The sequence below is a fragment of the Desulfatibacillum alkenivorans DSM 16219 genome, assembly GCF_900142135.1.
GTDB classification, from domain to species: domain Bacteria; phylum Desulfobacterota; class Desulfobacteria; order Desulfobacterales; family Desulfatibacillaceae; genus Desulfatibacillum; species Desulfatibacillum alkenivorans.
This window is the reverse complement of record NZ_FQZU01000032.1, coordinates 1-26,126: the sequence shown is the minus strand read 5'-3', so window position 1 is coordinate 26,126 and position 26,126 is coordinate 1. Positions and strand designations below refer to the sequence as shown.

Sequence of the window (26,126 nt, the reverse complement as noted above, 5' to 3'; positions counted from 1 at the left end):
ACCATGCGGATCCGTTTGTTTCTGGCTGTGGCGGCGATTGTCTCGTCATTTCTCTTGGTTTCCCCTCAAAATTCCCTGGCAGATGCCGCTTCAGCGCGCACCCAAATCAATGCGGTTTGCACGGAGATAGACGCCCGCGCCGAAGAAATCAAAAGCCTTACCCATGCTAAAAATCTGGAGCAGGCCTTTGACAAACTCGAAGAGTTGAATGATTACATCGAGAATAATCTCCAAACGGCCTTTTACGATAAAGTGCAGGAGGTGCGGCGGGAAGACCCTTCTTACACGCCTCCTCAAATAAACATTGATTTAGGCGTCCAGTTCACCTCGGAGTATTGGGACGACTTGATCCAAACGGCCGCGGACTCCCTCCAAAACGCCGAGGACGGCCTCAAGGGAATCCCCGCCATGCGTACATTGGACTTTCAGGATAAATCCTTTGCGGTTTTAAAAGGCGTAAAAAACACCTTTCAAAACGTGGGTTCGGTAATCAAAGACGCGATGTCTGTGGATGCGCCGGGACTTATCAAGGACGCCTGGGAAGGCATGAACCAGTTCATTGAGGATTACACGGCGGTGGAAAACGCCAATCTGCAATCCTTGAACACGGATTTGTTCAAATCCGAGGTGGAACTGCTCATTAAAAAGGCGAAAAAAAACCTCGCATTGATGAAAGACGCCAAAAGCAGATTCATCGTATTCAGATCCGAGATAGAACAATTCAACCTTCACCTGAAAAATATCGCCCACTACTCCCACAGGGCGGCCTCCGACCCGATCTGGCCCCTGGATTTCAGCAACACCGATTACATTTTCGACGCGGCGCCTTATCAAAATGCGCTGGACGCCCTTTCCGCCGATTTCGCCGCCGAGGAATTTTGCTGGAGCGAGTTCAACAAAATCTACAACGGAATCATGGCCGAGGCTTTGGCGGAAAAAAATCAGGTGGTGAACAACATCAACGATTCCGGCGAGCCCCAGGAAAACAAGAACGTTTATCTTAACGACGTCTCCGCCAACTGGACCTGGCTGTCCAATTACGCCCAGACCATGCTGGACGGCTACAATGCGGCCAGGGCGCAGGCGGTCGCCGACCACGACGCCCTGCAGGCCGTGTTGGACGGTCTGGAAGCGCAGATCAACGCCTCGGCCGAGTCCTATTGGGACAAATCCGGATTCCCCAGCGAGGACCTGGATGTGTTTGACGAGCAGGCCCTGGGGATCGTGCAGACCAATCTGCCCGGTTTTTCCGGCCCAAGCCCCTATTATCTGACCAGGGAATACGACCCGGCCTTTCCGCTTTCCGAATCCGTTTATTCCTATGAAATGCCGTCTCAAACGCCGGACATCAACGACTATACGTTCAGAACCTATCCGGAAAGCCTGGAAAAGCTGGCCAAGGCGTACCAGGTTATGGCCGAGGCGGGCCTGGAAACCAATTCCGAACGCATTTATTCCGGCTCCGGCAGCCCCGTAGCCCATTTCGCCCTGAGCCCCCTGACCCAGGACCTGATGGACATGGTCTGGGACAACGTGGAAGCCCTGGAAACCCAGGCGGCCAACTACGCAGCCTTCATGGAAGGCAAGCACGGCCTGTTGACCGATATCGAGGATAAAAAGACGGCCTGGGACGCAGCCGTGCAAGCCCTGGCCGATCATGCCGACGCCAACTGGATGCACCTCTGCACCTCGGGCGATGACGAATGGGGCGGCGCCCAGCAAACATGGGATGCAACCCATTTCGACGTGTACATGGCGGACCTGGATTACGACTTCGGCGCAACCATGGCCCAACGGGCCGTCGAGTCGGCCGACGACTACCTCCAGGGCCAGAGCGATTTCAATCAGGACCTGGCTGCGGCTGACGAACTTTTGAACCGCATGAAAAACGACGCAACCCTGCGGACTATGGTTCAATTTATAGTCAGCGATTACACCTCTTTGCCGGCGTTCCCTTCGGAGCAGGGATACCTGGATTTCCTCAAGGAGCTGGAATACGTCGCCGCTTTTTACAACCTGAGCGACATGGAGCGGGTCATGGATATTCGCTCGGACGCCAAGGCATTGTTCCAGCAAATATTCGCCAATCCCTCCTCGCTGAACGGCTGGATGCAGCAACGAAACCCCTATTGCGTCATGCCCGAAAACGAGGAAACGCTTCAGGACCTGATAGACCAGGCGGGCCTTTATAATGACCTGTACATGGCCAATGTCCGGGAAGGCTTTGCAGGCTGGGCCGCCTGGGCCAGGCAACAGCTTCAGTTGTACTGGCCCGAAACCTCGGGCGACGACATCCGCCCCAGCCTGGTGCATCACACGCCGGGCCTGAACAGCGAAGGCGTGTCCGTCTACCAGACCATTCGCGCCGTGTTCAACGAAGCCATGGACGCATCCACCCTGGTTTCCCCCAATGCGATCATCCAGGCCAACGGCGTTTCCAAGCCATTTACGGGCCGGTATGACGAGGCGACGAAAACCTTTTACATGTACCCCGGCTCTCTGCTGCCGGGAACAGTCTACACCGTAACCTTCGGCGAAGGCTGCACAGACCAGGCCGGCAATCCCCTGGTGGAAAAATCCTGGTCTTTCACCACCGAGTCATTTGCAGCCGGAACCTTGCCTCCAACCATTGAAATCACAGGCGTGGAGGACGGCGCAGCATACACCGATCCCGTGACCATCGGCATTCAAGTCTCTGCAGGCCCATATCAGGCGGCTTTATGGCGCAACGGAGAAGCGCCCCAGTCGATCATTGACGGCGCCCAGGTTTCGGCCCGCGGCCGCTACGACCTGCTGGTGAAGGCGGATCAAGGCGGATCGCGCAGCCTTTCGTTTACCATAGGCGCTCCGGTGGAGGACGCGGCCATGGATATCGCCCAGGAATACGCCGCCCCCGCCCTGCCCCGCACCATCAGCAGCAGCGAGTATGTTGCCGTTGGCATGCGGTATAAGGTCATGGGCATGCACTATTATTACATCTCCGGAGGCAAGATTTATCTTTTCAACCTGCTTACGGGCGAAGATTCTCTGCTTTTCGACGCCGGCTATTACTACATCACGGAAGGCGGCGTGAACGCCGACCCCACCACCTATTGCTCCTTCCTCGATATCTCCGAGCCGTGGGTGCTTTATCCCGAAAACACGGGCGGCGAAGCCCCCGGCATGGACCCGGCGGACAAAACCTTCTCCCTGTTCCTGTACAATACGGAGGACGGAACCACAACGCCCGTCCCCACCGGCTCGGCCAGCGTGACCAGCGGATTTATCCACGGCAATACGGTCGTTTGGATTGATTTTTCCGGCGCCGACCCGGTCATTCGCCTTTGGGAAGCCGGATCCCCCCAGCCCGTGGACCTGCACACCCTAACCGGCCTGGAAGACTGGCAGGATCCCGTCCTCAGCGGATTTGACGGAAATCACGCGGTTTTTGAAATCAGCGATGGCGGCGACTATGTAACCACGGATACGGATGGGGAAGACGGCCCGGATTACAGGGTTCCCAAAGGCGAAAGCCTCCATTCCCTGGATGTGCGCACCCTTGCCCTGACGGATCTGGTATCCAGGGATCCGGACAACCCGGTGCGCGTCGACAAGGCGGCCGTGGTTTACGGAAGGGCCGTTGCCCTGGTGTACACCATGCATGGAACCATTAACGGCATGTTTTGGGAAAATACCTGCGACTCCAGCAAACTGCTGGTGTATCATCTGGACGCCGGCGCGACCTTCACGGTCAGCATGCAGCCCCAGGTCTGGCCTTTCCAGATTTCGGAAAGCCTGGTCTACTTCCAGGAAAGAATTAATGCGCCGCCCTACAACATGTCTGCGGCGCAACAATCGGCGGACATGATTCCCACGGCCTACGATCTGCTGACCCATAGGACCTATCCCGTGGATCTTGGTTCGACGTCGGGCCATTTTCAACTTTTCGGCGATTATCTGGTGAGCTATGACGATACGCCCCGGATCGTTGCATTGGGCGCGGGAACCAGCGCCGTGACCGTCACGGACAAAACTCCCGCCGAGGGCGCCGTCGACGTCTCTACCACTGCGGACATCACGGTCAGCTTTTCCGGTCCCATGGACCCGGCCGCCCTGACCAACGAGTGGATCGCCCTGACTCGCGTGGATGCTGACGGCAATTTCATGGCCCGCGATCCCGTGACCATATCCTACGATTCCGACGCGGACGTCCTGACCCTGAACCCGGGCCAGCTTGTCTCAGCGGCCAATTACCGGGTTCACATTGCCGGCCAGGTTTTGGACGCGACCGGCGCGGCCTTGGGCGTTCCCGTATACTGGGGATTCTCCACGGAAGACGTGGACGGCCCGATTTTTACGGGCTCCATCCCGGAGTCGGGCTCCAAGGCGCTTCCTCCGGGAGGCGCCGTCAAACTCCTGTTTAACGAGGCTGTGGATGATGATACGGCCCAGGCTGGCGTGACCCTGCTGCAAGGGGCCGCTTCCGTTCCCTTTTCCGCCTATGCCGATAATGCGGGCGTGCTCACAATCACCCCCAGCAGCGCCCTCACCGCCTCCACCACTTACACCGTGGAGATGGACGGCGATCTGACCGATACGGCGGGAAACGGCCTTTCCGCAAACAGCGTCATCACCTTCACCACCATGGCCGTGACGCCTTTGAACGTGAGCGGAACCCTGGATTACGCCGACGCCATGATGGGGGGAATATATGAAATAACGATGCCCGATGGAAACAGCGTGCAGTTGAGTTCCTCCGCCCAGGACGTGGTGAGCAGCCCGGACGGCTCCTGCTTGTATTTCATGTCCGGCAACCTGCAGGTTTGGAACCGCCAGACCCAGGCATTGACCACAGTGGATAACTCTTTTCCTTCCCGCTTTACCCCGGACTTCACCTCTAACGGCGCCCGGATTATCTACGCCCGGAATCGCGACGGCCTCGTGGGCCAGGAAATCATCAGCAACTCCCTGGCGGGCGACGATCCCCAGGTATTGGTTACCGTGCTTGACGGCGACGTGACCTCCCTGGAGCTTTCGCCGGACGGCGCCAAAATCGCCTACGCGCTTAACATCAGCTTTTCCGATCCCACACAAGTGCGGGTGTTCACTTTTGCAACCCAGGAGGAAGAAGTCTATGTAGGCGGAGACGCCCCCTGCTGGTCGCCGGACGGTAGCGTGATTTACGCCTTCGCCAAATCCTCGGATACGAATAATCAGAAAGCTATTGTCAGCCTGACGCCAAACATGGCCTTTGTGGAAAAAATCTGCGGCGTGGACTCCCATGCGTCTCCGGCCCTGTCTCCGTCCGGGAACTTTTTGGCCTTTTTTACGGACAACGGCCTATCCCTGGCCAGCCTGACCACCGGAAACCAGGAGCTTGTCATGGCCTGCTCCCAGCCTAACATGGGAACCATACGCCTGTTCTGGACCGCGGACGAGTCGGGCATTGTCACGCCCGCCTGGGGTGTGGAAAGTTCAAACCATGTGGGCGCTTATGCCGTGAATCTGGGCGCCCGGTCCGTTTCGGTCATCACCTCGGTTAACGGCGGCATGCCGGCCATGCCCATGGATTTTCGGGAGACCGGAGGCCAAAGCGCTCCCGCTCCCGTGGTAATCCAGGTTTCCAATACATCCACGGGCGGAGTTCCCTCAGCGGCTCTGGATTGGTCGTCGTACTCTGACGGACTTGCCGCCAGTTTCAAGGTCTATTCCGCGCCTCAGCCCTTTTTCACCGTGGACGGCATGACGCCCCTGGCCATCCAGCAGGCAACAACCTTTGTGGACTCTCAGGCCCAATTCGGCGAGCCCGTTTATTACGCGGTCACCCCGGTTACGGGCGCCGGCGCGGAACGCAAGCTGGTGGAGCCTTTCGGCCCCGTCATTCTGGACGATCAGGACGGTTTGAACGACGCCTGGGAACGCTTGTATTTCAACTCCCTGGCCCAGGCCGGAACCGACGACCCGGATAACGACGGCCTTTCCAACGCCGAGGAAGCCGTGCTGGGGACCAACCCCACGCTGAAAGATACGGACGGCGACCTGGCCCCGGACGGTGAGGAAATCGCCAGAGGCATGAATCCCCTGGTCAAGGACGTGGCGCCCATCGTCCTCACCGCCCCGTCCGCGGACTTGGCGGTGGAGCAGTCCATGGATCTGACGGTCTCGGGCGGGTCCGGCGCTTATACCTTCTCTTCGGATGACGGCGCCGTAGCCGCGGTAAACGCCCAGGGAAGGGTCTCCGGCCTGACCGCCGGGACGGCGAATCTCAAGGCCGAGGATGCGGTGTTTACGGGCCTGGAATCCAATTCCGTGGGCCTCAACGTGGTTTCCAACCTCTTCGGCATTTATCCGCCAGGGCCGTATGTAATGCAGAAAAACGGATATCTGGACCTGAAAGCGGAAGGCGGCAGCGGATTCTATTCCTGGTCCCTTTCCGACGAAACCCTGGCCAGCCTGTCCGAGTTGGGAAGCCAGTGCCGGGCGACTTCCCTGGGAGAGCTGGGAACGTTCACGATAACGGTCTCGGATGATCTGGAGACGGAAAGAGACCCGGATACCGCCGAGGTAACCGTGGAGGAAATCCCCGGAGATCTGAACGGAGACTCCCTGGTGACCTTGGAAGACGCCATCCTGGCCGTGCAGGTTGTCTCCGGCTATGACCCGGCCTCGGGCGTCAACCTGTCCGGCGACGCCAACAACGACGGCGCCGCCGATATGCGCGACGCCCTGTTCGTCCTGCAGCACGTTCAATAATTACGGCGGGCCGTCCCAGGCCTTGCCGCGCATCAAATACGAGAGCCATATCGCACAAGCGATACGGCTCTCTGTGTTTTTATGGGAATTGATAATGAATGCTTAGATGGCGGTCCACCCGCCGTCCACCACAATGGTCTGGCCAGTGATGAAGCTGCCCGCCTCGGAGGCCAGCAGCAGCAAGGCGCCGATCAATTCCTCGGTGCGGCCTCCCCGCCTGAGCAGGGAGCGTTTTTCCATGAAGGCCTCGGACCTTTCATCGCCGAACATGTCGGTGGTCATCTCGCTGGGGAACCAGCCCGGCGCGATGGCGTTCACGCGCACGCCCCGTTTGGACCATTGAGCGGCCAGCTCCCGGGTCATGTTGATCATGGCGGCCTTGGAGGCGTTGTAGGACGCCTGGGGGATGGACCCAAGGCCCACCAGCCCCAGCATGGAAGCTATATTGATAATGCTTCCGCTGCGGGCTTCCAGCATGATTCTGCCGCACCTCTGGGAGCAAAGAAACTGGGCGTTCACGTTGATGTCCATGACCATCTTAAAGCTCTCGTAAGGCTCGGTTTCCGCGGCGTGGGGGATGGCCACGCCCGCGTTGTTCACCAAAATGTCCAGACGGCCGAAGCGGTCCAGGGCCGCCTTTACCAGATTGTCAACGTCTTTTTCCACGGTGACGTCGCAGGTGACGGGTTCGGCGCCCACGCCGGTTTTTTCCAATTCCGCGGCCAGATCCTTTAAACGGCCGGTTCTGCGAGCCGCCAAAACCACGTTGGCGCCGGCGGCGGCCAGGCCCTGGGCGAAAGCCACGCCAAGCCCGGAGGAGGCTCCGGTGATTACAGCGGTTTTTCCGGACAGATCGAATAATTCAGCAGGGGATTTCATGCTCATTTTCTTCTCCAAGGATTTGTAAAAGGTACAAAAGGGTGCACGTTAAAAGGGGATAATGGACATTATTATCACCCGTTCCTCGAAAATGTCCAGCCCATTTATAACAGTGTGTCAGCGCGCCGAAGCATGCCGCATAAGGGGTTGACACGGCGCGCCTAATAGTATTACCAAGGGTTCGCCTAAGAACGAATCATCAAACCAATCAGGAGTCGCGGGTTGAAAAACGCATAAACCGGAATTGAGCATGACAAGGCCCTAAGGCCTTTTCAACATCCTCACGCCTGACCGCCAGGCAGGCGTGCGGATTCGTCCGTGCGGCATCATGCTGCGGGAGACGCGCTTGTTCCGGTTTACGCAAGGTCCCGTGGCTTTTTTTTGTTTGACTGCAAAGCCATGGGGTTTTCGCCCCGTGGCTTTTTTTATTGGAAAAACGCCGCCAAAGGCGGCCGGAGGATATATGGCGCTGGATTTCATACAATTTCAAAATGTTTCGTATCATTACCCCTCTTCCCCCGAGGTGTTGTTTCAGGGGCTTAACTTCCAATTGGGCAAAGGCTGGTTCGGCGTAGCGGGCAGCAACGGCGCGGGTAAAAGCACCCTGCTCAAGCTGGCCGTGGGCCTTTTGGCTGCCGTCCAGGGAGGCATTATCAGGCCGGATCGCTGCGTGTATTGCCCCCAAAGGACGGACCACATGCCGGAAGGGTTTTCGGATTTCTGCGAATCGTATTCCAGGGAAGCCAGCATCTTAAAAGGAAAGCTGGGCGTTGAAGACGACTGGATTTACCGCTGGAGCACGCTGTCCCACGGAGAACGCAAACGGGCGCAAATCGGCCTGGCTTTATGGCGAGAGCCGGACTTACTGGCCATTGACGAGCCCACCAACCATTTGGACGCCCGGGCCAAAGCCATGGTTTGCGAAGCCTTGGAGGGGTTTGACGGAATCGGCATTCTGGTCAGCCACGACAGGGACTTGCTGGATTCCCTGTGCCAATCCTGTTTGTTTGTGGACCCGCCCCACGCGACTCTCCGCAAAGGCGGTTACAGCAAAGGCAGGCGGACGGCGGAAGAGGAAAGCAAATCCTTGGAAAAGCAAAGGCGCATAAAGAAGCAGGCGCTGAAAAAGCTGAAGCGGGAGGCGGGAAAACGCAAAGACAAGGCCAAACAGGCGGACGGGAAAAAATCCAAAAGCGGAATTTCCAGCAAGGATCACGACGCCAAGTCAAAAATCGACGCCGCCAGGCTGACAGGCAGGGACGGCGCGGCGGGAAAGCGGTTCAGTCAATTGGAAGGCCGCGTGGACCGGGCTGCGGAAGACCTGGACAAAACCCGCACGGCCAAGGAATATTCCCTGGGAATCTGGCTGCCCGGCGCCAAATCCTTAAAGGACCGGGTCCTGGACCTTCCTGAAGGGGTTTTGGATCTGGGAGGCGGCAAGATGCTCAGGCATCCGGCCTTGAGCATTTCGCCTAATGACAGGATCGGCCTGACAGGCCCCAATGGCGTGGGAAAAAGCACCTTGATTCGCAAAATGGCGGAAAACTTCACCGTCTCGCCGGATCATTTGACCTATGTGCCCCAGGAGCTTTCCGAAGCCCGATCCCGCGAAATCCTGGCGAAGGTGCAAAGCCTGCCCAACGAGGAAAAAGGCCGCCTCATGACCATTGTCAGTTGCCTGGGATCCCGGCCTCACAGGCTGTTGGAAAGCGCAACCCCCAGCCCGGGGGAAATCCGCAAGCTGTGCCTGGCCCTGGGCATGGCCAGGGAGCCCCACGTGATTGTCATGGACGAACCCACCAATCACATGGACCTGCCTTCCATCGAGTGCCTGGAGCAGGCCCTGGCCGGCTGCCCCTGCGCCCTGGTTCTGGTCAGCCACGACAAGCGCTTTTTGGACGCCCTGACGGCGCGCCGATGGAGCATTCAAAAAGCCGGGAAAGACGGCTTTATCCTGGAGGAGTAATACCAAGTTGCGGTCATTCGAGTAATCTGCTCATTCACTTTCATGACTTTTTATCCATACCCAGCCTCCTTTCCACAAGGACACTGGGTCCCCGTTTCCGGGAGTGCGTCCGGATGATTGAAAAAAGCAATCATCCCGCCGCCTCCCTCCACGGGGATGACGGAGAGCGGGAGCTATAAAAAGCAAAAGGTTTTGGATGCCGCCCTGCCCCTGGCGGCAGAGCGGCAAGCGCCCTCGGGACTTTCGACAGGCGCAAGAGGCCGTCATCCCGGCAAGGGCGATCCGCTTTTCAGGATCGTCCGCAAGCCGGGACCCAGCGTCATTTTTGGCTTGCCCTGGAATATGATTATTTGTTTAAAGGCGCCTCGGAATAAAACGCAAAAAGGCGTCCCGGCAATATTCCAGGACGCCCCAATTCATTCATCGGACTATCAATCTTCGCTATATATGATCCTTCATCACATGAAAGGAAATGGCGCCGCCGGTCACCGTGCTTTTACCGTAATAGACGAATAAAGCCGCCCACAAGGCCTGGACGGCTAATATCACAATGGGAGACCAGACAGCCTTCCAGCCCAGGGCCAGGGCGGGCTTCAGGGCCTCGCCCATGGGAAAGACCAAGGGCAGCAAGGCCGTATACAATATGGCGATAATCATCATGATCTGATAGGCGGATATTTTCCCCTCTCCCCGGTAGTCGTCCCGGAGCATTTCGGAAAAAAACCGCCACACCTGGGTGACCATCAACACCTGCAGCAAGGCCAGCCCAAAATGCCCCCGCAGGAAAAGCAGGGTGCTCAGCAGGGCGCTGGCGCAGTATATGGCGGCTGTCAGGGCTTGAATCGGGAAGACCTTCCGCCCTTCCAGGCCCGAGGCGTAGGAAATTTTCTTGGTTTCGCCCGAGAACACAAAGCCCTTTCCGTTCAGGAGCTTTTGCAGCACGGGATGCACCTGGGAAAACGGCTTGCCGTAGCAGCAGCCGAAGCTGATGCAGGCCAGCCTGCCCAGGCCCTCGCCGAATCCGTAGGCGACGGCCATGGCCGCGCATACGGGCAGGACCTGAATGCCGGCGCCCTCTCCCGCTGCCGCCTTCAATCCCCAGACGATCCAGGGCATGGTCAGCACGCCGATAAACAACGCCCCGCCCACGGTGAAGGTATGCTTTTTCTTTTCCACAATCCGGGCCAGAATTTTGGACGAGGGAATGCAAATCATCATCAAAGCCAGGGTGACGGCCAACGAGGACCAGACCGGCACGGAAGCCGCCCCAAGCAGGAATACGGCCAGGGTCACGCTGAAAGCGCTTGAGCAGGCGATGATCAAGCCGTAATAAGTAAAGTTCACGGCCTCCCAGCTTTTGCCGTCGGCGCTGCGCTTTTTGGGCGCCGAGGCCACGAACTGCCAGGAAGCGTCAGGCAGGGTTTTGAATCCCCAGGCCAGGACCGCGCCCAGCACGGCCGCCAGGCAGGCCACGAAAATGTAATCGGCGTATTGCGCCATGATATACATCCTTTCCAATTCAATGTAATATTTTTTCTATCAGGAGAGTGCGCAGCCAATCTGCTCGCGAACCAAAACCTCGGTCTCCACCATGGCTCTTCCAAAGCCCTGGGAAAACCGGCTTTGCACGTCCGTCCTCAAAGTGTTTTGCAGCAAGTCCCCGCTGAACTGCATGCGGCCCTTTTGAAACAAAACAACGTCCGTGGAGCTTCCCGGCCGGTACAGGCTTTTGGGTTGTCCTTTTTCCAAAAATAATCCCTGTTCGACCTCCTGGGGGGAGTCATACTCCCTGCCGCTGTAGCACTGAACAATGTCGCCGATCATCATGGCCGCCACCTCGATCATGGCGGCCAGGCCGATCTGGGTTCCGCCGGGAACGTCCGTGTCGATGATCGTCACCGCCCGCTTGTTCTTGGAATACGGCGTGGCCTCCATAATCACCGCGCCGGGGTTGCAGGAATGATAGGCGCCGTGAATTTCGTAGATATCCACAACCTGGCCGGCCACGGGGGAATGGTTGTAATGGTATTTGTCCGGGGTCAGGCGAAACACCGCGTAATCCCCGCCCTTAAAGGCCCTGAGCCACCCCGGCTTGTCCAATCCCAGCAAGTCCTCAAACCCGAACAGGGATTCCTTGAGATACAGGCTGGAGTGCTCCTCCAGGGAGCCCACAATCACCCGGGCGTCCGCGGGAGAGACGACGGCCCGGGGATCTTCCGGCATGGGCCGGGTCTGCCAGTATTTGATTTTGCGCTCGAAAAACCGGCGGGCGCTGGTGAAGTACTCGGGAGGATCCACGCACTCGTCCAGGTCGGCGCCCATTTTTTCGGCCAGAACGCGCACGTTGCGGCCCGGATTTAAAATGGGCAGGTCGTAATTGCAAAATCCCAAAACCCGAGACGCCCGGGCGCTGGTGAGTGCGTTGAAAAGCCAGCCCGCCTTTTCCCGGGCCGTGCTGTAAAGCCCAAGCACCGCCAGGTCGCCCACCAGGGCTTCGTCCACGATTCCACCGGTTCTACGCTGAATGTATTGGTGCGGGAAAGACCCGCTCCAGGCTTTTTTCATCAGGTTCATCTAATATTCTCTCGTATTCGGGCAGTTGCGCGCCCACCGCTATAATGCATAAAGCCAAAAAGCGCTCCAAAACGCTGGCAGGCGCATCGCCCCGCAGGATGTCCAGCTTCACCCGGGACAAAAACTGCAAGGCCCCTTCCCCTTCCAGGACGGCGTTCAGCATCTCCCGGTAGCGGCCCCGCCCCAACAGGGCCTTGCCGTCCAGGCGCTCCAATTCTTCGGAAAGAAAGTCGCAGGCCTCGCACATATGCTTCATGCGCAAATCGTTCCGGTAATAATACTCCGCGGCCTGGGCGAACTCCCGGCCGGAAAGCTCCATGGGCTTTTTGGCGTTTGCCTTTTCCAGGATGGACTCGGTCAGCTTGCCCGCAGCGGAAAACTTTTCAGGAAAACGCACCCGCTCCTCCAGGTCCTGGACGGTTTCCTCCATGCCCATGAGTTCGATCAGGTCCTGGGCCTCCGCCCGGATCATGTTGATCAGGGCAATCCTGTACTCCAGGTTGTAAACCCGCAAGTATCCGGGATAGCGGCGGCTGAAGCGCATTTTTTTGGCGTCCCGCAGCACCCGGAGCATAAAGCGGTTCTTGGTTTTTTTGTTCACAAAAAAGGTGGGAATCCCAATGGCCGCCCCGAAAAACACCTGCCTGCGTTCGCTTTCGGTAAAGGGGTCGCTGGGCAGGTCTTCGTGGGAAATCTTGCCGTTCAATATGCACTTGAAGGCGTAGGCCGTAATCAGGGTTTGCAGATTGGCCGCGTGCACCATGTCCGTTGACAGGCTTTCGAACAAACTGTAATGACGGCCTTCAAACCCGGAAAAACCCATGAACGCAAACTGCCTTTGCTTGTATAAAAGGTAAAGGCTCATGCTTTCGTCGAAGACCCCCAGGGCGTCCAAATCCCGCTTCAAACGCAAATCATTGCCCAGGGTTCCGTCCAGGGCGTGGCTTTCCTCCGTGCTTTTCAGAGTGACCAGATAGTCGATCAACCGGAAGTCCGGGACAAAATCCCCGCACAGGCCGAACACCTTTCTCAAAGGCCGATCCAGCCACAAGGGGCCGAAAGGGGTGCAGGGCTGGCCCAGGATTTTCAGCTTGGCCTTTTTCTTCCACCGCCGCCAGATCATGCGCAAATGGGTGAAGTCCAACTCGTGGGGGAGGTATCCCAAAGCCTTTTCCGGATGAAAATCCGTAAAGTCCAGGCGATAGGGCGCGGCGCTGTAGGTCCCCACAAACAAGGGGAGAAAGTGCTCGCAGAATTTTATGACCAGATCGCCCAGGTATTTTTCGTCATGGGCGCCGAAGCCCGAATTCGGGTCCGTCAACAGCCTGCCCAGCTTGAGGCTGCCCAGGCTCAGGTGCGTTCCGTTATTGGCCAGGCTCACATTGGAGGTGTTGGGCAGCACCACCAGGTTGTTGTTGATGATGTGGGCCTCCCGGAGCTTGGCCACGGCGTTCAACTGGCTGCGGGATAGCACCTGATGGCACAAGGCCATGTACTTGTGCTTGTCCTCGCCCCGATCCCAGCCCGAAAGGCACGGACTCATGAAAAGATCCCGGTAAAACGCGTCGGAGATGAGGTCGTTCAAGGCCTTTTGCCGCGTGGGCGGGTTGGGCGCCATGTACAACACGGCTTCCTGGCCCTGGGAAAGCAGCCCAAAAGACCGGTTGGCGTATTGGATCAAAGCCTGGCAGACCAGAAAACGCAGCGCGGTCTCGCCTGCGATTCCCCGGCCCATGCGATTCTTCCTGCGCAGCTTGACCGTGTAAAACGAAAAGGTTTCGGGCGAGGTGTTGTCGTTGGAAAAATGCGACATCATCCGATGCCCCAATTCCCGCACCAGATTCAGGCTGGGCGGCATCTCCCCCAAAGCCTGGGCCAGGGAAATCTTCAATATATAACTGATGGGCAGGCGAAAGAACTCCCGGCCCTCCCGCTTGAACGAAAACTTGCGGGCGTCTCCGCGCATAGGCCCCTGGGGCGCACGTTTGTCCTCCAGCAGGTCATGATTGAGAACCCGCATGGCTGTCTCGTTCAACGCGCCTTTGGGAAAACGCACCCAGCTGTTCTCCCAGATCTTGCCGGGATTGTCGGCCAGGAACTGCTCCAAATCCGTCACGAGCTGGGCCGGCGCCTCTCCCGAAAGGCTCCGCTTGCGGATGTTCTTCAAATAATTGGAAGCCGCAATAATGGAAGGCAGGTCCACGTCCTCCGGCGCCCCTTTGACGGCGGACTGCAGTTCGTTTTCCGTGCCGGCGGTGGCGTCGCCCGGGGCGAAAGGCAGATTTTGGATGAAGGACTCGGGATGCCGGGGATCGGCGCCCAACAGCTTGCAGTACGCCCCCCTGTCTTTGGCGATGAATGAATTGGAATGATCAAAGGCGGGCGAAATCGCTTCGGCAGGCAGAGCAGGCATGGAACGGCTCATATTCCACTCCGGTTAAGGTTCATAGTCGCGCCCATGACAGGCGAGCGCAATATAGAGTGGATTTGTTACAAATTCAGCATGAAAGGATTAATTTTAGGTTAAGTTCGTGAGGGGTTTTTGTTTAGGCTTTAAAATGCCGTTCTTTCACCAAGAGGATGGGACTATTACGACGGTATCCCGCTTTGCTAAAAAGAAAGAGGAACTGGCCTGACTCGGCTTCCCGCCTGAGCCGGCGCCTTTTCACTGATGCTGGCCAAAATAGGCGCCTCCCGCCTCAACAATTCTATTTACATATCTTCCGAAAGAATGATGGCTTCGGCGATTTCCTTCATGGTCTTGCGGTTGTCCATGGATTTTTTTTGAATCCACCGAAAAGCCTTGTCCCCGGTTAGCCCTTTGCGGGCCATGACGATTTCCTTGGCTCTTTCAATGACTTTGCGGGTGGCGAGCTCCTGCTCGATGACCTTGGTGCGGACCATGAGCCTTGCGTTGTGGATGGCCAGGGAGGCCTGGTTGGCCACCGTGCGGATGAGGTTGATTTCGGTCTCGGGAAAATCGTGGGTGTTGCAGGTGAAGCAGTTCAGAACGCCGATGACCTCTTCCCCGCCGATGGTCATGGGCACGCTGGCCATGGAGACCAGTTCCAGCTTTCTGGCCATGTCCTTTTCCTTGAAGCGGGGATCCTCCAGGACGTTTTTCACAATCAGGGCGGTGTTGGACTGGGCCACGTGCCCCACCACGCCCTCGCCCATGCACAAGGTCCGGTCGATGACGTAATCCGGGTCCATGGCCTGGGTGGCGGCCAGCCGGATGACCTTTTTATTAGGATTCTTGCCTTCCTCCACCAGCCACAGGGAGCAGATGTCAACGCCCGTGACCTTGGCGGTCACCAGGACAATGAGTTTAAGGATGTCTTCCAAAAACAACTCCGAGGTGATGGCTCGGCTGATATCCATGAGACCTTTTATATAGGCGTCGTATTCTTTGGGGGCTGCTTTTTCCATGGTTTGGAGAATATCCTTAAAAAGGGAAAAAGTCAATCTTGGGGCTTTGGGCCGAAAAAAGTTATTGACAAAAACCAAACAAATAATTAAGTATAGCTAAATTCCGGGCGGGCGGCACAACGGGGTGCACGCCAAACCCGTGATTACAAGGGACAAAGACGTCCGCCTGTAATAGGTGAGACGTCTTTTTTTTGGCATTTTGAAGGTGCTCGTCCAAGGGAGGGCGGCCAAAAAAGCCGAGTTATTGATGAGGTCTTCATAGAAGAGGGAGAGAAGAACATGCGTTTTTCAAAAAGCAACGACGCCATCGGCACCACCAACCGCGGCAATCCCACGGAATCCAGCTTGTGCACCCTGTGCCGGGCCGACTGCCAGGGCAAGTGCGAAACCTGGATGTCCGGCCTGGTTGGCCGTAAACTGTTGTATCCCCGGGATTTTGGACTGGTCACCGCCGGCGCCAACAACACCACCCATGTAGGGGTTTCGTACAACTCCCTGCGCATTCAGGGCTATGCTTACGGCGCTCACGGCTTAAGCCAGGGGCTTTCCAACGACCCTGACGACTGCATCTTCCCCAACGTCAGCCTGGAAACGGAATTCGGACAGGAAATCAAGACCAAAGCCCGCATCCCCATGATGACCGGCGCATTGGGCTCCACGTTCATCGCCGCAAAATACTGGGATTCCTTTTCCATCGGCGGCGCCCTGTGCGGCATCCCTGTGGTAATCGGCGAAAACGTGGTGGGCGTGGACAGGCAGTCCCAGATTCAGCCCGGCGGGGAAAAGAAAGGCAAAATCAAAAGCGCGCCCGAACTGGAAAGGCGCATTAACGGATATTTGCGCTACTATGATGGATACGGCGCAATTATAGTTCAGCTTAACGTGGAAGACACCCGCAACGGCGTGGCCGAATTCGTGGTTGATAAGTACGGCGATAAATGCATCATCGAACTTAAGTGGGGCCAAGGCGCCAAAGACATCGGCGGAGAAATTCAGGTGACCAGCCTGGACTACGCCCTGTTCCTGAAAGAACGCGGATACGTTGTGGACCCCGACCCCACCAGGCCCGAAGTCCAGACCGCTTTCAAGGAAGGCGCCATCAAATCCTTCGCCCGCCACAGCCGTTTGGGCGGAACCAACCTGAGCTCCGTGGACAAGGTGCAGGAAGACTTCATGGCCAGCGTGGATTATCTGCGCAGCATCGGCTTCAAACGCATCACCCTGAAGACCGGCTCCTACGGCATGGAAGAACTGGCCATGGCCATCAAGTTCGCCACGGTCGCCAAACTGGACCTCTTGACCATCGACGGCTCCGGCGGCGGCACCGGCATGAGCCCCTGGAACATGATGCAGTCCTGGGGCGTGCCCTCCATCAACCTCCACTCCAAAGCCTATGAATACGCCTCCATATTGGCGGCCAAGGGCGAAAGGGTTGTGGACATGTCCTTTGCCGGCGGCTTCGCCCTGGAAGACCATATCTTCAAGGCCATCGCCCTGGGCGCCCCCTACACCAAACTGGTGTGCATGGGCCGGGCCATCATGATCCCGGGATTTTTGGGCTCCAACATCGAAGGCGCCCTCCATCCGGAACGCCGGGAAGCGGTTTGCGGCAACTGGGACTCCCTGCCCAAGACCGTCTCCTCCATCGGAAACTGCCCCGAGGAACTCTTCGCTTCGTACTTTGACGTGGAAAAGAAAGTCGGCAAGGACGAAATGAAGCACATTCCTTACGGCGCCATTGCCTTCTACACCATGGCCGACAAGCTCTCCTGCGGACTGCAGCAGCTTATGGCCGGCGCCAGGAAATTCCAGATCAACCAGATCACCCGAAGCGACATTTTCGCCGGCAACCGGGAAACCGCTGCAGAGACGGGCATCACGCACATCACGGACGCCAACGACGAAAGCGCCAGAAAAATCCTCAACTCCTAAAGTTAATTGAGTTTGTGTCATGGAGCCTTGCGCTCCGTTCCTTCAAAGCCCCGGCCGGATCATGTTCCCCGGCCGGGGCTGTTTTTTTTAGCTATTCTTAACTCCTGTCACTCATACTAATAAATTCTACTCCCATTCTTGCAATTCCCCTGGAAATTCAGGCCTATCCGCCAAAAATGTTGACACCGGCTGGACCGGTCTTTACCTTTTTACATGAAGTAAACGGCGTAAGGGACGCGCCTGGCGCCAGGGTCTGCACCAGCCGCCAAACCATTGAGACCATTGTTCCGCAAACGCGCCGGCGTTTTCAATTACAGGACTTTTTCCATGCCCTTTCAATCACTCCAGTCATATGAGGGAGAATTATTTATGCGATTCGCCAAGAACAACGACGCAATCGGAACCACCAATCGGGGCAACCCCACGGAATCCAGCCTGTGCTCCCTGTGCAGGGCCGACTGCATGGGAAAATGCGAAACCTGGTCGTCCAGCCTCATCGGGCGCAAGCTCTTATATCCCCGCGATTTCGGAACGGTGACGGCCGGCGCAAACAACACCACCCATGTGGGCGTTTCGTACAATTCCTTGCGCGTGCAGGGCCGGGCTTACGGCGCCCACGGTTTGAAAGAAGGCCTGAGCAACTCGCCTGACGACTGCATTTTTCCCAACGCCTGCCTGGAATCGGAATTCGGCAAGGAAATCAAAACAAAAACCCGCCTCCCCCTGCAAACCGGCGCCTTGGGCTCCACCTTCATCGCCGCCAAGTATTGGGACTCCTTTTCCATCGGCGGCGCCTTGTGCGGCATGCCCGTGGTCATCGGCGAAAACGTGGTGGGCGTGGACCGGAAGTCTGACATCGGCCCGGGATCGGAACGCAAAGGAAAGATAAAAAGCGCCCCGGAACTGGAGCGGCGCATTGACGGATACATGCGGTATTTTGACGGCTACGGCGGAATTCTGGTGCAGTTGAACGTGGAGGACGCGCGCAACGGCGTGGCTGAGTTTGTGGCGGATAAATACGGCGACAAATGCATCATGGAGCTCAAATGGGGCCAGGGCGCCAAGGACATTGGAGGAGAAATCCAGGTGAAAAGCCTGGACTACGCCCTGTTCCTGAAAAACCGCGGATACGTAGTGGACCCTGACCCCACGGTTCCGGAAGTCCAAAGAGGCTTTAAGGAAGGCGCCGTAAACGCCTTCGCCCGCCACAGCCGCCTGGGAAACACCGACCTGGACGACGCGGCCCAGGTGCAGGAAGCCTTTATGGCCACCGTGGACTATCTGCGCAGCATCGGCTTCAAACGCATATCCCTCAAAACCGGGGCCTACGGCATGGAAGAGCTGGCCATGGCCGTCAAGTTCGCCACCGACGCCAAGCTGGATCTCCTCACTATTGACGGCTCCGGCGGCGGCACTGGCATGAGCCCCTGGAACATGATGCAGGCCTGGGGAGTCCCGTCCATCCACCTCCATTCAAAAGCCCACGAATACGCCTCCATTTTGGCGGCCAGAGGCCTGGATGTGGTGGACATGTCCTTCGCCGGCGGCTTCGCCCTGGAAGACCATGTTTTCAAGGCCCTCGCCCTGGGCGCCCCCTATACCAAAATGGTGTGCATGGGCCGGGCCATCATGATTCCGGGCTTTTTGGGCTCCAATATCGAAGGCGCCCTCCATCCGGACCGCAGGGAGGCCGTCTCCGGCAACTGGGATTCCCTGCCCAAAACCGTTTCCAACATTGGCGCCGCCCCCGAGGAAATCTTCGCTTCCTATTTTGACGTGGAAAAAAAGGTCGGGAAGGACGAAATGAAAAACATCCCGTACGGCGCCATCGCCTTCTGCACCCTCATGGACAAACTCTCCTGCGGACTGCAGCAATTCATGGCCGGCGCCCGGAAATTCAGCCTCAAGGCCATTTCCCGGGACGACATTTTCGCCGCCAACCGGGAGACGGCCAGGGAAACGGGCATCGCCTTTATCACCGAAGCCAACGACGAGCGCGCCAAGAAAATTCTCAACTCCTGAGGCCCGGTTTTAAAACCCTAAAAAGACGCTATTTTCCATCACGGCCCCCTTCGGTTTTTCAACATCCCGAAAGGGGCCGTTTTTTACATTTTTATGCAAGGGGATCGAATTAAAGGCCATGGATTTTTAACGGGGAATTCGCCGGTTTTTTCCGGCGGAATCAATGAATTCAAGGCCCGGAAAAAGCGTTGATAAAAACGATTCCTAAAAAGTCTTGCCATTTATGCGGGAATGAGATAAAAAGGCTGTTTACGAGAAAGCAATTTATTCTCTAAAAAACAACAAGATTGTAGTTTTATAAAGGAGTTAATTCAAAAATGTGCCGTTTATTTGCCATGACTAGCGACGAGCCTTTCTCCCCGTTGGTGGCGGCCAAGGCTTTGGACGTGATGCGGGAAGGTCATGACGGCTCGGGCGTGGGGCTCTTCCTCTCCGACCTGAGCGGTCCTTTTGAAGACCTTAAAGATGCTCCGGTGCTCTCCGGGATTTTTACATCCAAAGGTTTGAAAAAGCTGGATGTCCATATGATGGAGTTGGGCTTCACCACCAAATACAAGGTGACCATCAAGGCGCCCAAGCCCTCTCCTCCGGGCGTTCCCCAGCGGGATGTATACCTCATCAGAGCCTATGAGTACCCCGATGAATGGCATGCATACAGCGCGGAAAGACGGGCCTTTGAATTGATGAAAGTGCGCCTGGACCTCCGCAGGATGGGCGAGGCCGACGGAGACATGATCGTCTTCAGCTTCTGGCCGGACGCCATCATGATTAAAGAGATCGGCGACCCCCTGACCGTTGTCCAGCATCTCGGCCTGGACCGGAAGGAGCTCATGGCAAGGGTCATCATGGCCCAGGGCCGGCAGAACACCAATTACGCCATCAACCTGTACGCCTGCCACCCCTTTTTCATCCAGGGAATCTGCACCATGACCAACGGGGAAAACACGGCCTTCGTGCCCATCAAGGAATACCTCTCTTCCAGAGGATTCCCCGGATACATGGGCTACAACTCCGACTCCGAGGTGTTCGCGCACATTCTCCATTATTCCACATATCAATTGGGGCTTCCCCTGGAAGCGTACAAACATGTCATCACCCCCTTGTCCGACGACGAAATGGGCGACCACCCCAACAAGGCCTTCCTGAAACAGCTCAGGCAGACCTGCCGGAGGCTGATCATCGACGGCCCCAACTGCGTCATCGGCTGCCTGCCCAACAAGTCCCTGTTCATGGTCCAGGACCGGAAGAAGCTCCGTCCCGGCATCGTGGGCGGCAGGCCCGGGTGCTACGCGTTCTCTTCCGAGGAATGCGGGCTGGACGCGGTGATTCCCGATCGCGACAAGAGTTTGGATTTTCAACCAATGCATTTGGATACGGCAATAGTTTCATCGGATCGTCAGGAGGTTCACATATGCAGGCAGACACAATCATTACCCCAAGCACTCTGTGCGTAAAAGACTTACCATGGCAGATTGCATGGGATAAGGATAAGTGCACCCTCTGCGGCCGGTGCGCCGCCGCCTGTCCCATGCTGGCCCTGGAACTGGCCGTGTACCGGAAGCGGGTCATCCAGCCCCCCATGGGTCTGGAAAAAGCTCCGGAAAACAATTTTGAATCCTTTTACGGCGTGCGCCAAAAGACCAATCCCGACAACGCATGCGTGGGATGCGGCATGTGCAACCTGGTTTGCCCCAACGACGCCATCATACCCATGCATTCGGACGAAGCGGACAAGCTGCGCTTCCACAACAATAAAGGCGGAATTCCCCGCCGCAGGGGCGGCCGCAGGAACGATCCGGAAGGCGTTCTGGACAGAATCAAGTTCACCAGAATCTCCATGCTCACGGACCCGGCCCTGGACGCCGGCCGCCACGACTTCCAGTTGAGCACCCTTTTGGGCAGGGTTCTGCCCCCCGAGGAGAACCTCAAGCTCCAAAGGGAGCAGGGCTGGATTCCTCCGGTCCGGGAGATCTACCCCCTGATCATCGGCGGCATGAGCTTCGGCGCCCTCTCCCCCACCATGTGGGAAGGGCTCCAGATGGGCGTCACCTACTTGAACGAAGAAGTGGGCATGCCCGTGGTCATCAGCACCGGCGAAGGCGGATGCCCCCCCCGGCTGCTCAGGTCCCGCTTTCTCAAATACGTGATTCTGCAGATCGCCTCCGGGTATTTCGGATGGGACGAAATCATTCACGCCCTGCCCGAGATGAAGGTGGATCCCTGCGCCGTGGAAATCAAGTACGGCCAGGGCGCCAAGCCCGGCGACGGCGGCCTGTTGATGTGGCACAAGGTCAACAAGCTCATTGCGGCTATCCGCGGCGTGCCCCAGGGCGTCAGCCTTCCCAGCCCGCCCACGCACCAGACCAAGTACTCCATTGAAGAGGCGGTGGCCAAGATGATCCAGTCCATGTCCATGGCCTGGGGATTCCGCGTGCCCGTCTATCCCAAGATTTCGGCCACCTCCACCTCCGGCGCCGTGTTGAACAACCTGGCCCGCAACTCCATTGCCGCGGGCCTGGCCATCGACGGCGAGGACGGCGGAACCGGCGCAGCCTACAACGTGTCCATGGACCACATGGGCCACCCCATCGCCAGCAACATCAGGGACTGCTACCTGAATCTGGTCAAGATCGGCAAGCAGAACGAACTGCCCCTGTTCGCGGGCGGCGGCGTAGGCAAGCGCGGCAACCTGGCCGCCAATGCCGCGGCCCTCATCATGCTGGGCGCCAGCGGCGTGCAGACCGGCAAGTACGTCATGCAGGCGGCCGCCGGCTGCCTGGGCAGCGAAACCGACCGTTGCAACATCTGCAATATCGGCCGTTGCCCCAAGGGCATCACCTCTCAGGATCCCAGGCTTTACAGAAGACTGGATCCCGAACAGGTCGCCCAGCGCTTGGTGGACATGTACCTGGCCTTTGATACGGAGTTGAAAAAGATCGTGGCGCCCTTGGGAAGATCCACCTCCCTGCCCATCGGCATGTCCGACGCTTTGGGAATCAACGACTACAACATCGCGCAGAGGCTGAGCATCGACTACGTGGTTTAAGAACCGACAAAGAACCTGAAGCCGGCTCTTTGCCGGATGGAGTTGGATAAATGAAAAACGTATACAAACTTTCGGGAATCGACAAGGGGCATCGCATCGAGTCCCGAGTCCTGGAAGAGCAGATACAACACGCCGTGGCTTCCGGTGAAAGAAACCTGGAAATCGACGCCGCAGGCCAGCACGGCCTGGGCGGCAGACTGTGGAGCGCCGGCGATGAACCCGTTAACATCACCATAACCGGGTCCCCGGGGCAACGCCTGGGCTCCATGGGCTTCCCCAACACCCGCATCACCGTCAAAGGCCCCGCCTCCGACGATACGGGCTGGCTGAACGCCGGCGCCGAAATCGCCGTTCTCGGACACGCCACCAACGGAACCGCCAACGCCATGGCCCAGGGCAAGGTGTTTATCGGCGGCAACATCGGCTCCCGCGGCATGACCATGACCAAGGCCAATCCCCGCTTTGCACCGCCCGAGCTGTGGGTCTTGGGATCCGTGGGCGACTATTTTGCGGAGTTCATGGCCGGCGGCGTAGCCGTGGTTTGCGGATACGACCCCCAAAATCCCGATAACGTGCTGGGTTACCGCCCCTGCGTGGGCATGGTGCGCGGCCAGGTTTTCGTGCGCGGGCCTTTCAAGGGATTCTCCCAGGCAGACGCCAGCCTCGTCCCTATTGACGAGGAAACCCAGGAATGGTTGTTCACCAACCTGAAAAACTTCCTGGAAAAAATCGAAAAGCCCGAGCTTTACGACGAACTGGCCAGGATCGAAGACTGGCAGCTTATCCTAGCCAAAACGCCCATGCAAAAATCCGCGACGCCCCGCATGTCCATGCAGGATTTCGCGAAAAACGTGTGGGAAAGCGAACTGGGCGCGGGCGGTCTGGTAGGCGATCTGGTCAAGGTGGAGCGGGAAACCATTCCCGTGGTCGCAACCGGCGAGTTCCGCCGCTTCGTCCCGGTGTGGGAAGATCAGGTGTACGCCTCCCCCTGCCAGTCCTCCTGTCCTTCAGGAATCCCTGTTCAACAGCGCTGGGCCATGATCCGTGAAGGAAGAGTGGACGAAGCCGTGGATATGGCGCTCAACTTCACGCCCTTCCCGGCAACCGTTTGCGGCTATTTGTGCCCCAACCTGTGCATGCAGGCTTGCACGCGCAACCTGTCCGGCATGGCGCCCATTGACGTCAAGGTCCTGGGCAAGGCCAGCATCAACGCCGGCCTGCCCGAGCTTCCGCCCCTTTCCGGCAAAAAAGTGGCCGTTATCGGCGGCGGCGTGGCCGGCATCTCCGTGGCCTGGCAGCTTCGCATGGCCGGACACGAAGCCGTCATCTACGACATGGAAAAGAAACTGGGCGGCAAAATGTCCTCGGTCATTCCCAATACCAGAATTCCCAAGGAAGTGATCGACAAGGAACTGGAGCGCATGGCCGAAGCCCTGCCCCACGTCCAGCTTGAAAAGAAACTGGATCAGGCCGGCGTGGCCAAACTCCAGGAAGAGCACGAGTTTGTGGTCGTAGCCGCAGGCGCAGGCAAGCCCAAAATGCCGCCCCTGCCCGGCATCGAAAACGCCGCAACCGCTCTGGACTTCCTGGGCAAAGCCAAGGCCGGCGACGTCAAACCCGGCAAGAGCGTGGTTATCATCGGCGCCGGCAACGTGGGCTGCGACGTGGCTACCGAAGCCCATCGCCTGGGCGCAACGGAAATCACGCTCATCGACGTGCAAAAGCCCGCCTCCTTCGGCGAGGAAAGAAAAGCCGCCGAAGAAGCAGGCGCAACCTTCCTGTGGCCGGTTTTCACCAAGGAAATCACCGATAAGGGCGTGGCCCTGACCAACGGCGACTTCCTGGACGCCGACACCGTGGTGGTCGCCATCGGCGACGCCCCGGACACGGCCTTTCTGCCCGAAACCGTCAAGACCGTGCGCGGCTTCGTGGAAGTGGACGAAAACTTCCAGACCACGGATTCCAAATTCTTCGCCATCGGCGATATTGTCATGCCCGGACTCCTCACCGACGCCATCGGCGCCGGACGCAGGGCCGCCATGGCCATCACCGCCATCATGGAAGGCAAAAGGCCCGAGGCCCTGGAAAAGCCCCAGATCGACAAAACCCGCGTGAGCATGGCCTACTTCAATCCCCGCGTCAGGGAGTTCGAAAAAGTTGATGCGTGCGCCATGGACTGCTCTTCCTGCGGAACCTGCCGCGACTGCGGCATCTGCGAGGCCATCTGCCCCCAGGCCGCCATCTCCCGTGTGGAAGAGCCAGGCAAGCGCTTTGAAATGGTCGTGGATCCGGAAAAATGCATCGGCTGCGGATTCTGCGCCGGCGCCTGCCCCTGCGGCATCTGGACCCTGGTGGAAAACGATCCCATGGGCTAAATCGTGGTATACCCTGAACGGTCGATCCCAACCGTTTGTCCGAATATAAAAACCCCCGGCGGAAATTCCTCCCGCCGGGGGTTTTTTATTGAATATGAACTGTTCGAAAAATCTTTACAATTTCACAAGCGCCAAACGTAGACCTGTCCCCATTCTTTCACAAAAACTGTCGGGTCGCTGCGCCCTGACCTCCTATTTTACTAATTCAAATGCAGCAAAAAAGCATTATTTGAGTTCAAGGGCATTTCCAGTGCTCCCCATGACCCGGCCTACATAACATCCTGAAATATTGTTAATTTGTAGGTCGGGTCATGCGGAGCTATCTTGTACAATCATAATTCCGGAGGCGTCAGTCAGAAACGATATGGCCTTCTGAGACCTATTGTGTAGCGACCCGACAAAAAAAAAAGGGGAAATCGTTTCTTCACACTTGAAATCGCGTTTAAAACGGGAGGTATAGTTAATCGTCCTCATTCAAGGACCCCATGAGATCGTCAACGGAGTCAACCTTCCTCAGATCGCCGCGGCGGCGGCCTCCTTCATATCCTTGTCCACTCTTGCCTGAACCAGGGCGTCCTCGGTCTGTTTTCCAGGGGCTTGCATTGTTTTTTCCATGAAAGCCTCCTTTTCTGTATGACAATGCAATATAAAGTTATACACAAATCAAGGCTTTGCCAGCAAACACAGACCGCCTTCCTCCCTCGTGGATTGCTCCATTGCATAGTCCGCTCCAAAACGCAGGGCAAGCCCTGAAGCTACGCTTCGTTGAGAATGGCTATGATCACGAATGGCGCCTCGCCCTTTAGCGGCCGCCCTGGCTGGCTTCCAGGCTCTCAAACGTCAAACGTAGATTTGATAATCATAAGAGGCGCCTACCCTTTTTGTTTATTGCGGGTAAGCCGCAATGGTAGGATGGAGTTGCACAAAACCATTCACCCCAAAAAGAGGAGACGCCCAATGAAATTGTACACGGGAATTGATCTGCATTCAAACAATAATTACATGGGGATTATGGATCACCGCGGCAAAAAGGTTTTCTCCAGGAAAAACACCAATGACAGCGAAGCTGTCCTGGAAGCCCTGGCCCCTTACCAGGACGCCATGGAGGGCGTCGTGGTGGAGTCCACATTCAACTGGTATTGGCTCGTGGATTTGCTCATGGAACACGGCT

At 57.5% G+C, this 26,126-nt stretch carries 13 protein-coding genes; 8 read left to right on the top strand and 5 right to left on the bottom strand.

What is annotated here, in order from left to right; translation table 11 throughout:
• The first annotated feature begins 3 nt into the window (after positions 1 to 3).
• Positions 4 to 6,732: an Ig-like domain-containing protein gene (locus BUE18_RS20365; RefSeq protein WP_073478020.1), complete on the top strand. Its 6,729-nt coding sequence runs from the start codon at positions 4 to 6 to the stop codon at positions 6,730 to 6,732.
• A gap of 102 nt (positions 6,733 to 6,834) precedes the next feature.
• Here the strand turns inward: BUE18_RS20365 and BUE18_RS20360 are convergent, their stop codons facing one another.
• Positions 6,835 to 7,617: an SDR family NAD(P)-dependent oxidoreductase gene (locus tag BUE18_RS20360; RefSeq protein ID WP_244549356.1), complete on the bottom strand. Its 783-nt coding sequence runs from the start codon at positions 7,615 to 7,617 to the stop codon at positions 6,835 to 6,837.
• Positions 7,618 to 8,074: 457 nt separating this feature from the next.
• Here BUE18_RS20360 and BUE18_RS20350 point away from each other — a divergent pair, with 457 nt between their 5' ends.
• Positions 8,075 to 9,577, top strand: coding sequence for an ATP-binding cassette domain-containing protein (locus BUE18_RS20350; RefSeq protein WP_073478018.1), 1,503 nt, complete (start codon positions 8,075 to 8,077; stop codon positions 9,575 to 9,577).
• A 441-nt stretch (positions 9,578 to 10,018) separates the two neighbouring features.
• On the opposite strand, the gene BUE18_RS20345 is transcribed toward BUE18_RS20350, so the two are convergent.
• From BUE18_RS20345 to BUE18_RS20330, 4 genes are all read right to left on the bottom strand, one after another.
• Positions 10,019 to 11,077, bottom strand: coding sequence for a prolipoprotein diacylglyceryl transferase family protein (locus BUE18_RS20345; protein ID WP_073478046.1), 1,059 nt, complete (start codon positions 11,075 to 11,077; stop codon positions 10,019 to 10,021).
• A gap of 39 nt (positions 11,078 to 11,116) precedes the next feature.
• The gene (locus BUE18_RS20340) at positions 11,117 to 12,151 is read right to left on the bottom strand and encodes a phosphatidylserine decarboxylase (RefSeq protein ID WP_073478017.1); all 1,035 of its coding nucleotides are present in this window, start codon (positions 12,149 to 12,151) and stop codon (positions 11,117 to 11,119) included.
• Complete coding sequence (locus tag BUE18_RS20335; protein WP_073478016.1) at positions 12,093 to 14,576, bottom strand: hypothetical protein; 2,484 nt, start codon at positions 14,574 to 14,576, stop codon at positions 12,093 to 12,095. Before BUE18_RS20335 ends, BUE18_RS20340 begins: the two co-directional genes overlap by 59 nt.
• Before the next feature lie 287 nt (positions 14,577 to 14,863).
• The gene (locus BUE18_RS20330) at positions 14,864 to 15,580 is read right to left on the bottom strand and encodes a GAF domain-containing protein (RefSeq protein ID WP_073478045.1); all 717 of its coding nucleotides are present in this window, start codon (positions 15,578 to 15,580) and stop codon (positions 14,864 to 14,866) included.
• A 279-nt stretch (positions 15,581 to 15,859) separates the two neighbouring features.
• On the opposite strand from BUE18_RS20330, the gene BUE18_RS20325 reads away from it, so the two are divergent.
• From BUE18_RS20325 to BUE18_RS20300, 6 genes are all read left to right on the top strand, one after another.
• Entirely contained in the window at positions 15,860 to 17,512 is a 1,653-nt protein-coding gene (locus BUE18_RS20325; protein WP_073478015.1) for a glutamate synthase-related protein, read from the top strand.
• 369 nt (positions 17,513 to 17,881) lie between these two features.
• Positions 17,882 to 19,534 (top strand): glutamate synthase-related protein, encoded by a 1,653-nt coding sequence (locus BUE18_RS20320; RefSeq protein ID WP_073478014.1) that lies wholly within the window; start codon positions 17,882 to 17,884, stop codon positions 19,532 to 19,534.
• Between the two features lie 317 nt (positions 19,535 to 19,851).
• On the top strand, positions 19,852 to 20,988 hold the full coding sequence (locus BUE18_RS20315; protein ID WP_073478013.1) for a class II glutamine amidotransferase domain-containing protein: 1,137 nt from the start codon (positions 19,852 to 19,854) through the stop codon (positions 20,986 to 20,988).
• Entirely contained in the window at positions 20,946 to 22,580 is a 1,635-nt protein-coding gene (locus BUE18_RS20310; protein WP_073478012.1) for a glutamate synthase-related protein, read from the top strand. The genes BUE18_RS20315 and BUE18_RS20310 overlap by 43 nt, the downstream gene beginning before the upstream one ends.
• A 50-nt stretch (positions 22,581 to 22,630) precedes the next feature.
• Complete coding sequence (locus BUE18_RS20305) at positions 22,631 to 24,955, top strand: FAD-dependent oxidoreductase (protein WP_073478011.1); 2,325 nt, start codon at positions 22,631 to 22,633, stop codon at positions 24,953 to 24,955.
• Between the two features lie 957 nt (positions 24,956 to 25,912).
• Positions 25,913 to 26,126: IS110 family transposase (locus BUE18_RS20300; RefSeq protein WP_139264824.1), on the top strand; the 214-nt coding region annotated here is incomplete at its 3' end.

Bases quoted from the DNA above. Each gene is read 5' to 3' on its own strand.
- BUE18_RS20335 (WP_073478016.1), bottom strand. From the start codon at position 14,576: ATGAGCCGTTCCATGCCTGCTCTGCCTGCCGAAGCGATTTCGCCCGCC.
- BUE18_RS20360 (WP_244549356.1), bottom strand. From the start codon at position 7,617: ATGAGCATGAAATCCCCTGCTGAATTATTCGATCTGTCCGGAAAAACC.
- BUE18_RS20305 (WP_073478011.1), top strand. From the start codon at position 22,631: ATGAAAAACGTATACAAACTTTCGGGAATCGACAAGGGGCATCGCATC.
- BUE18_RS20345 (WP_073478046.1), bottom strand. From the start codon at position 11,077: ATGGCGCAATACGCCGATTACATTTTCGTGGCCTGCCTGGCGGCCGTG.
- BUE18_RS20365 (WP_073478020.1), top strand. From the start codon at position 4: ATGCGGATCCGTTTGTTTCTGGCTGTGGCGGCGATTGTCTCGTCATTT.
- BUE18_RS20315 (WP_073478013.1), top strand. From the start codon at position 19,852: ATGTGCCGTTTATTTGCCATGACTAGCGACGAGCCTTTCTCCCCGTTG.
- BUE18_RS20340 (WP_073478017.1), bottom strand. From the start codon at position 12,151: ATGAACCTGATGAAAAAAGCCTGGAGCGGGTCTTTCCCGCACCAATAC.
- BUE18_RS20330 (WP_073478045.1), bottom strand. From the start codon at position 15,580: ATGGAAAAAGCAGCCCCCAAAGAATACGACGCCTATATAAAAGGTCTC.
- BUE18_RS20325 (WP_073478015.1), top strand. From the start codon at position 15,860: ATGCGTTTTTCAAAAAGCAACGACGCCATCGGCACCACCAACCGCGGC.
- BUE18_RS20310 (WP_073478012.1), top strand. From the start codon at position 20,946: ATGCAGGCAGACACAATCATTACCCCAAGCACTCTGTGCGTAAAAGAC.
- BUE18_RS20320 (WP_073478014.1), top strand. From the start codon at position 17,882: ATGCGATTCGCCAAGAACAACGACGCAATCGGAACCACCAATCGGGGC.
- BUE18_RS20350 (WP_073478018.1), top strand. From the start codon at position 8,075: ATGGCGCTGGATTTCATACAATTTCAAAATGTTTCGTATCATTACCCC.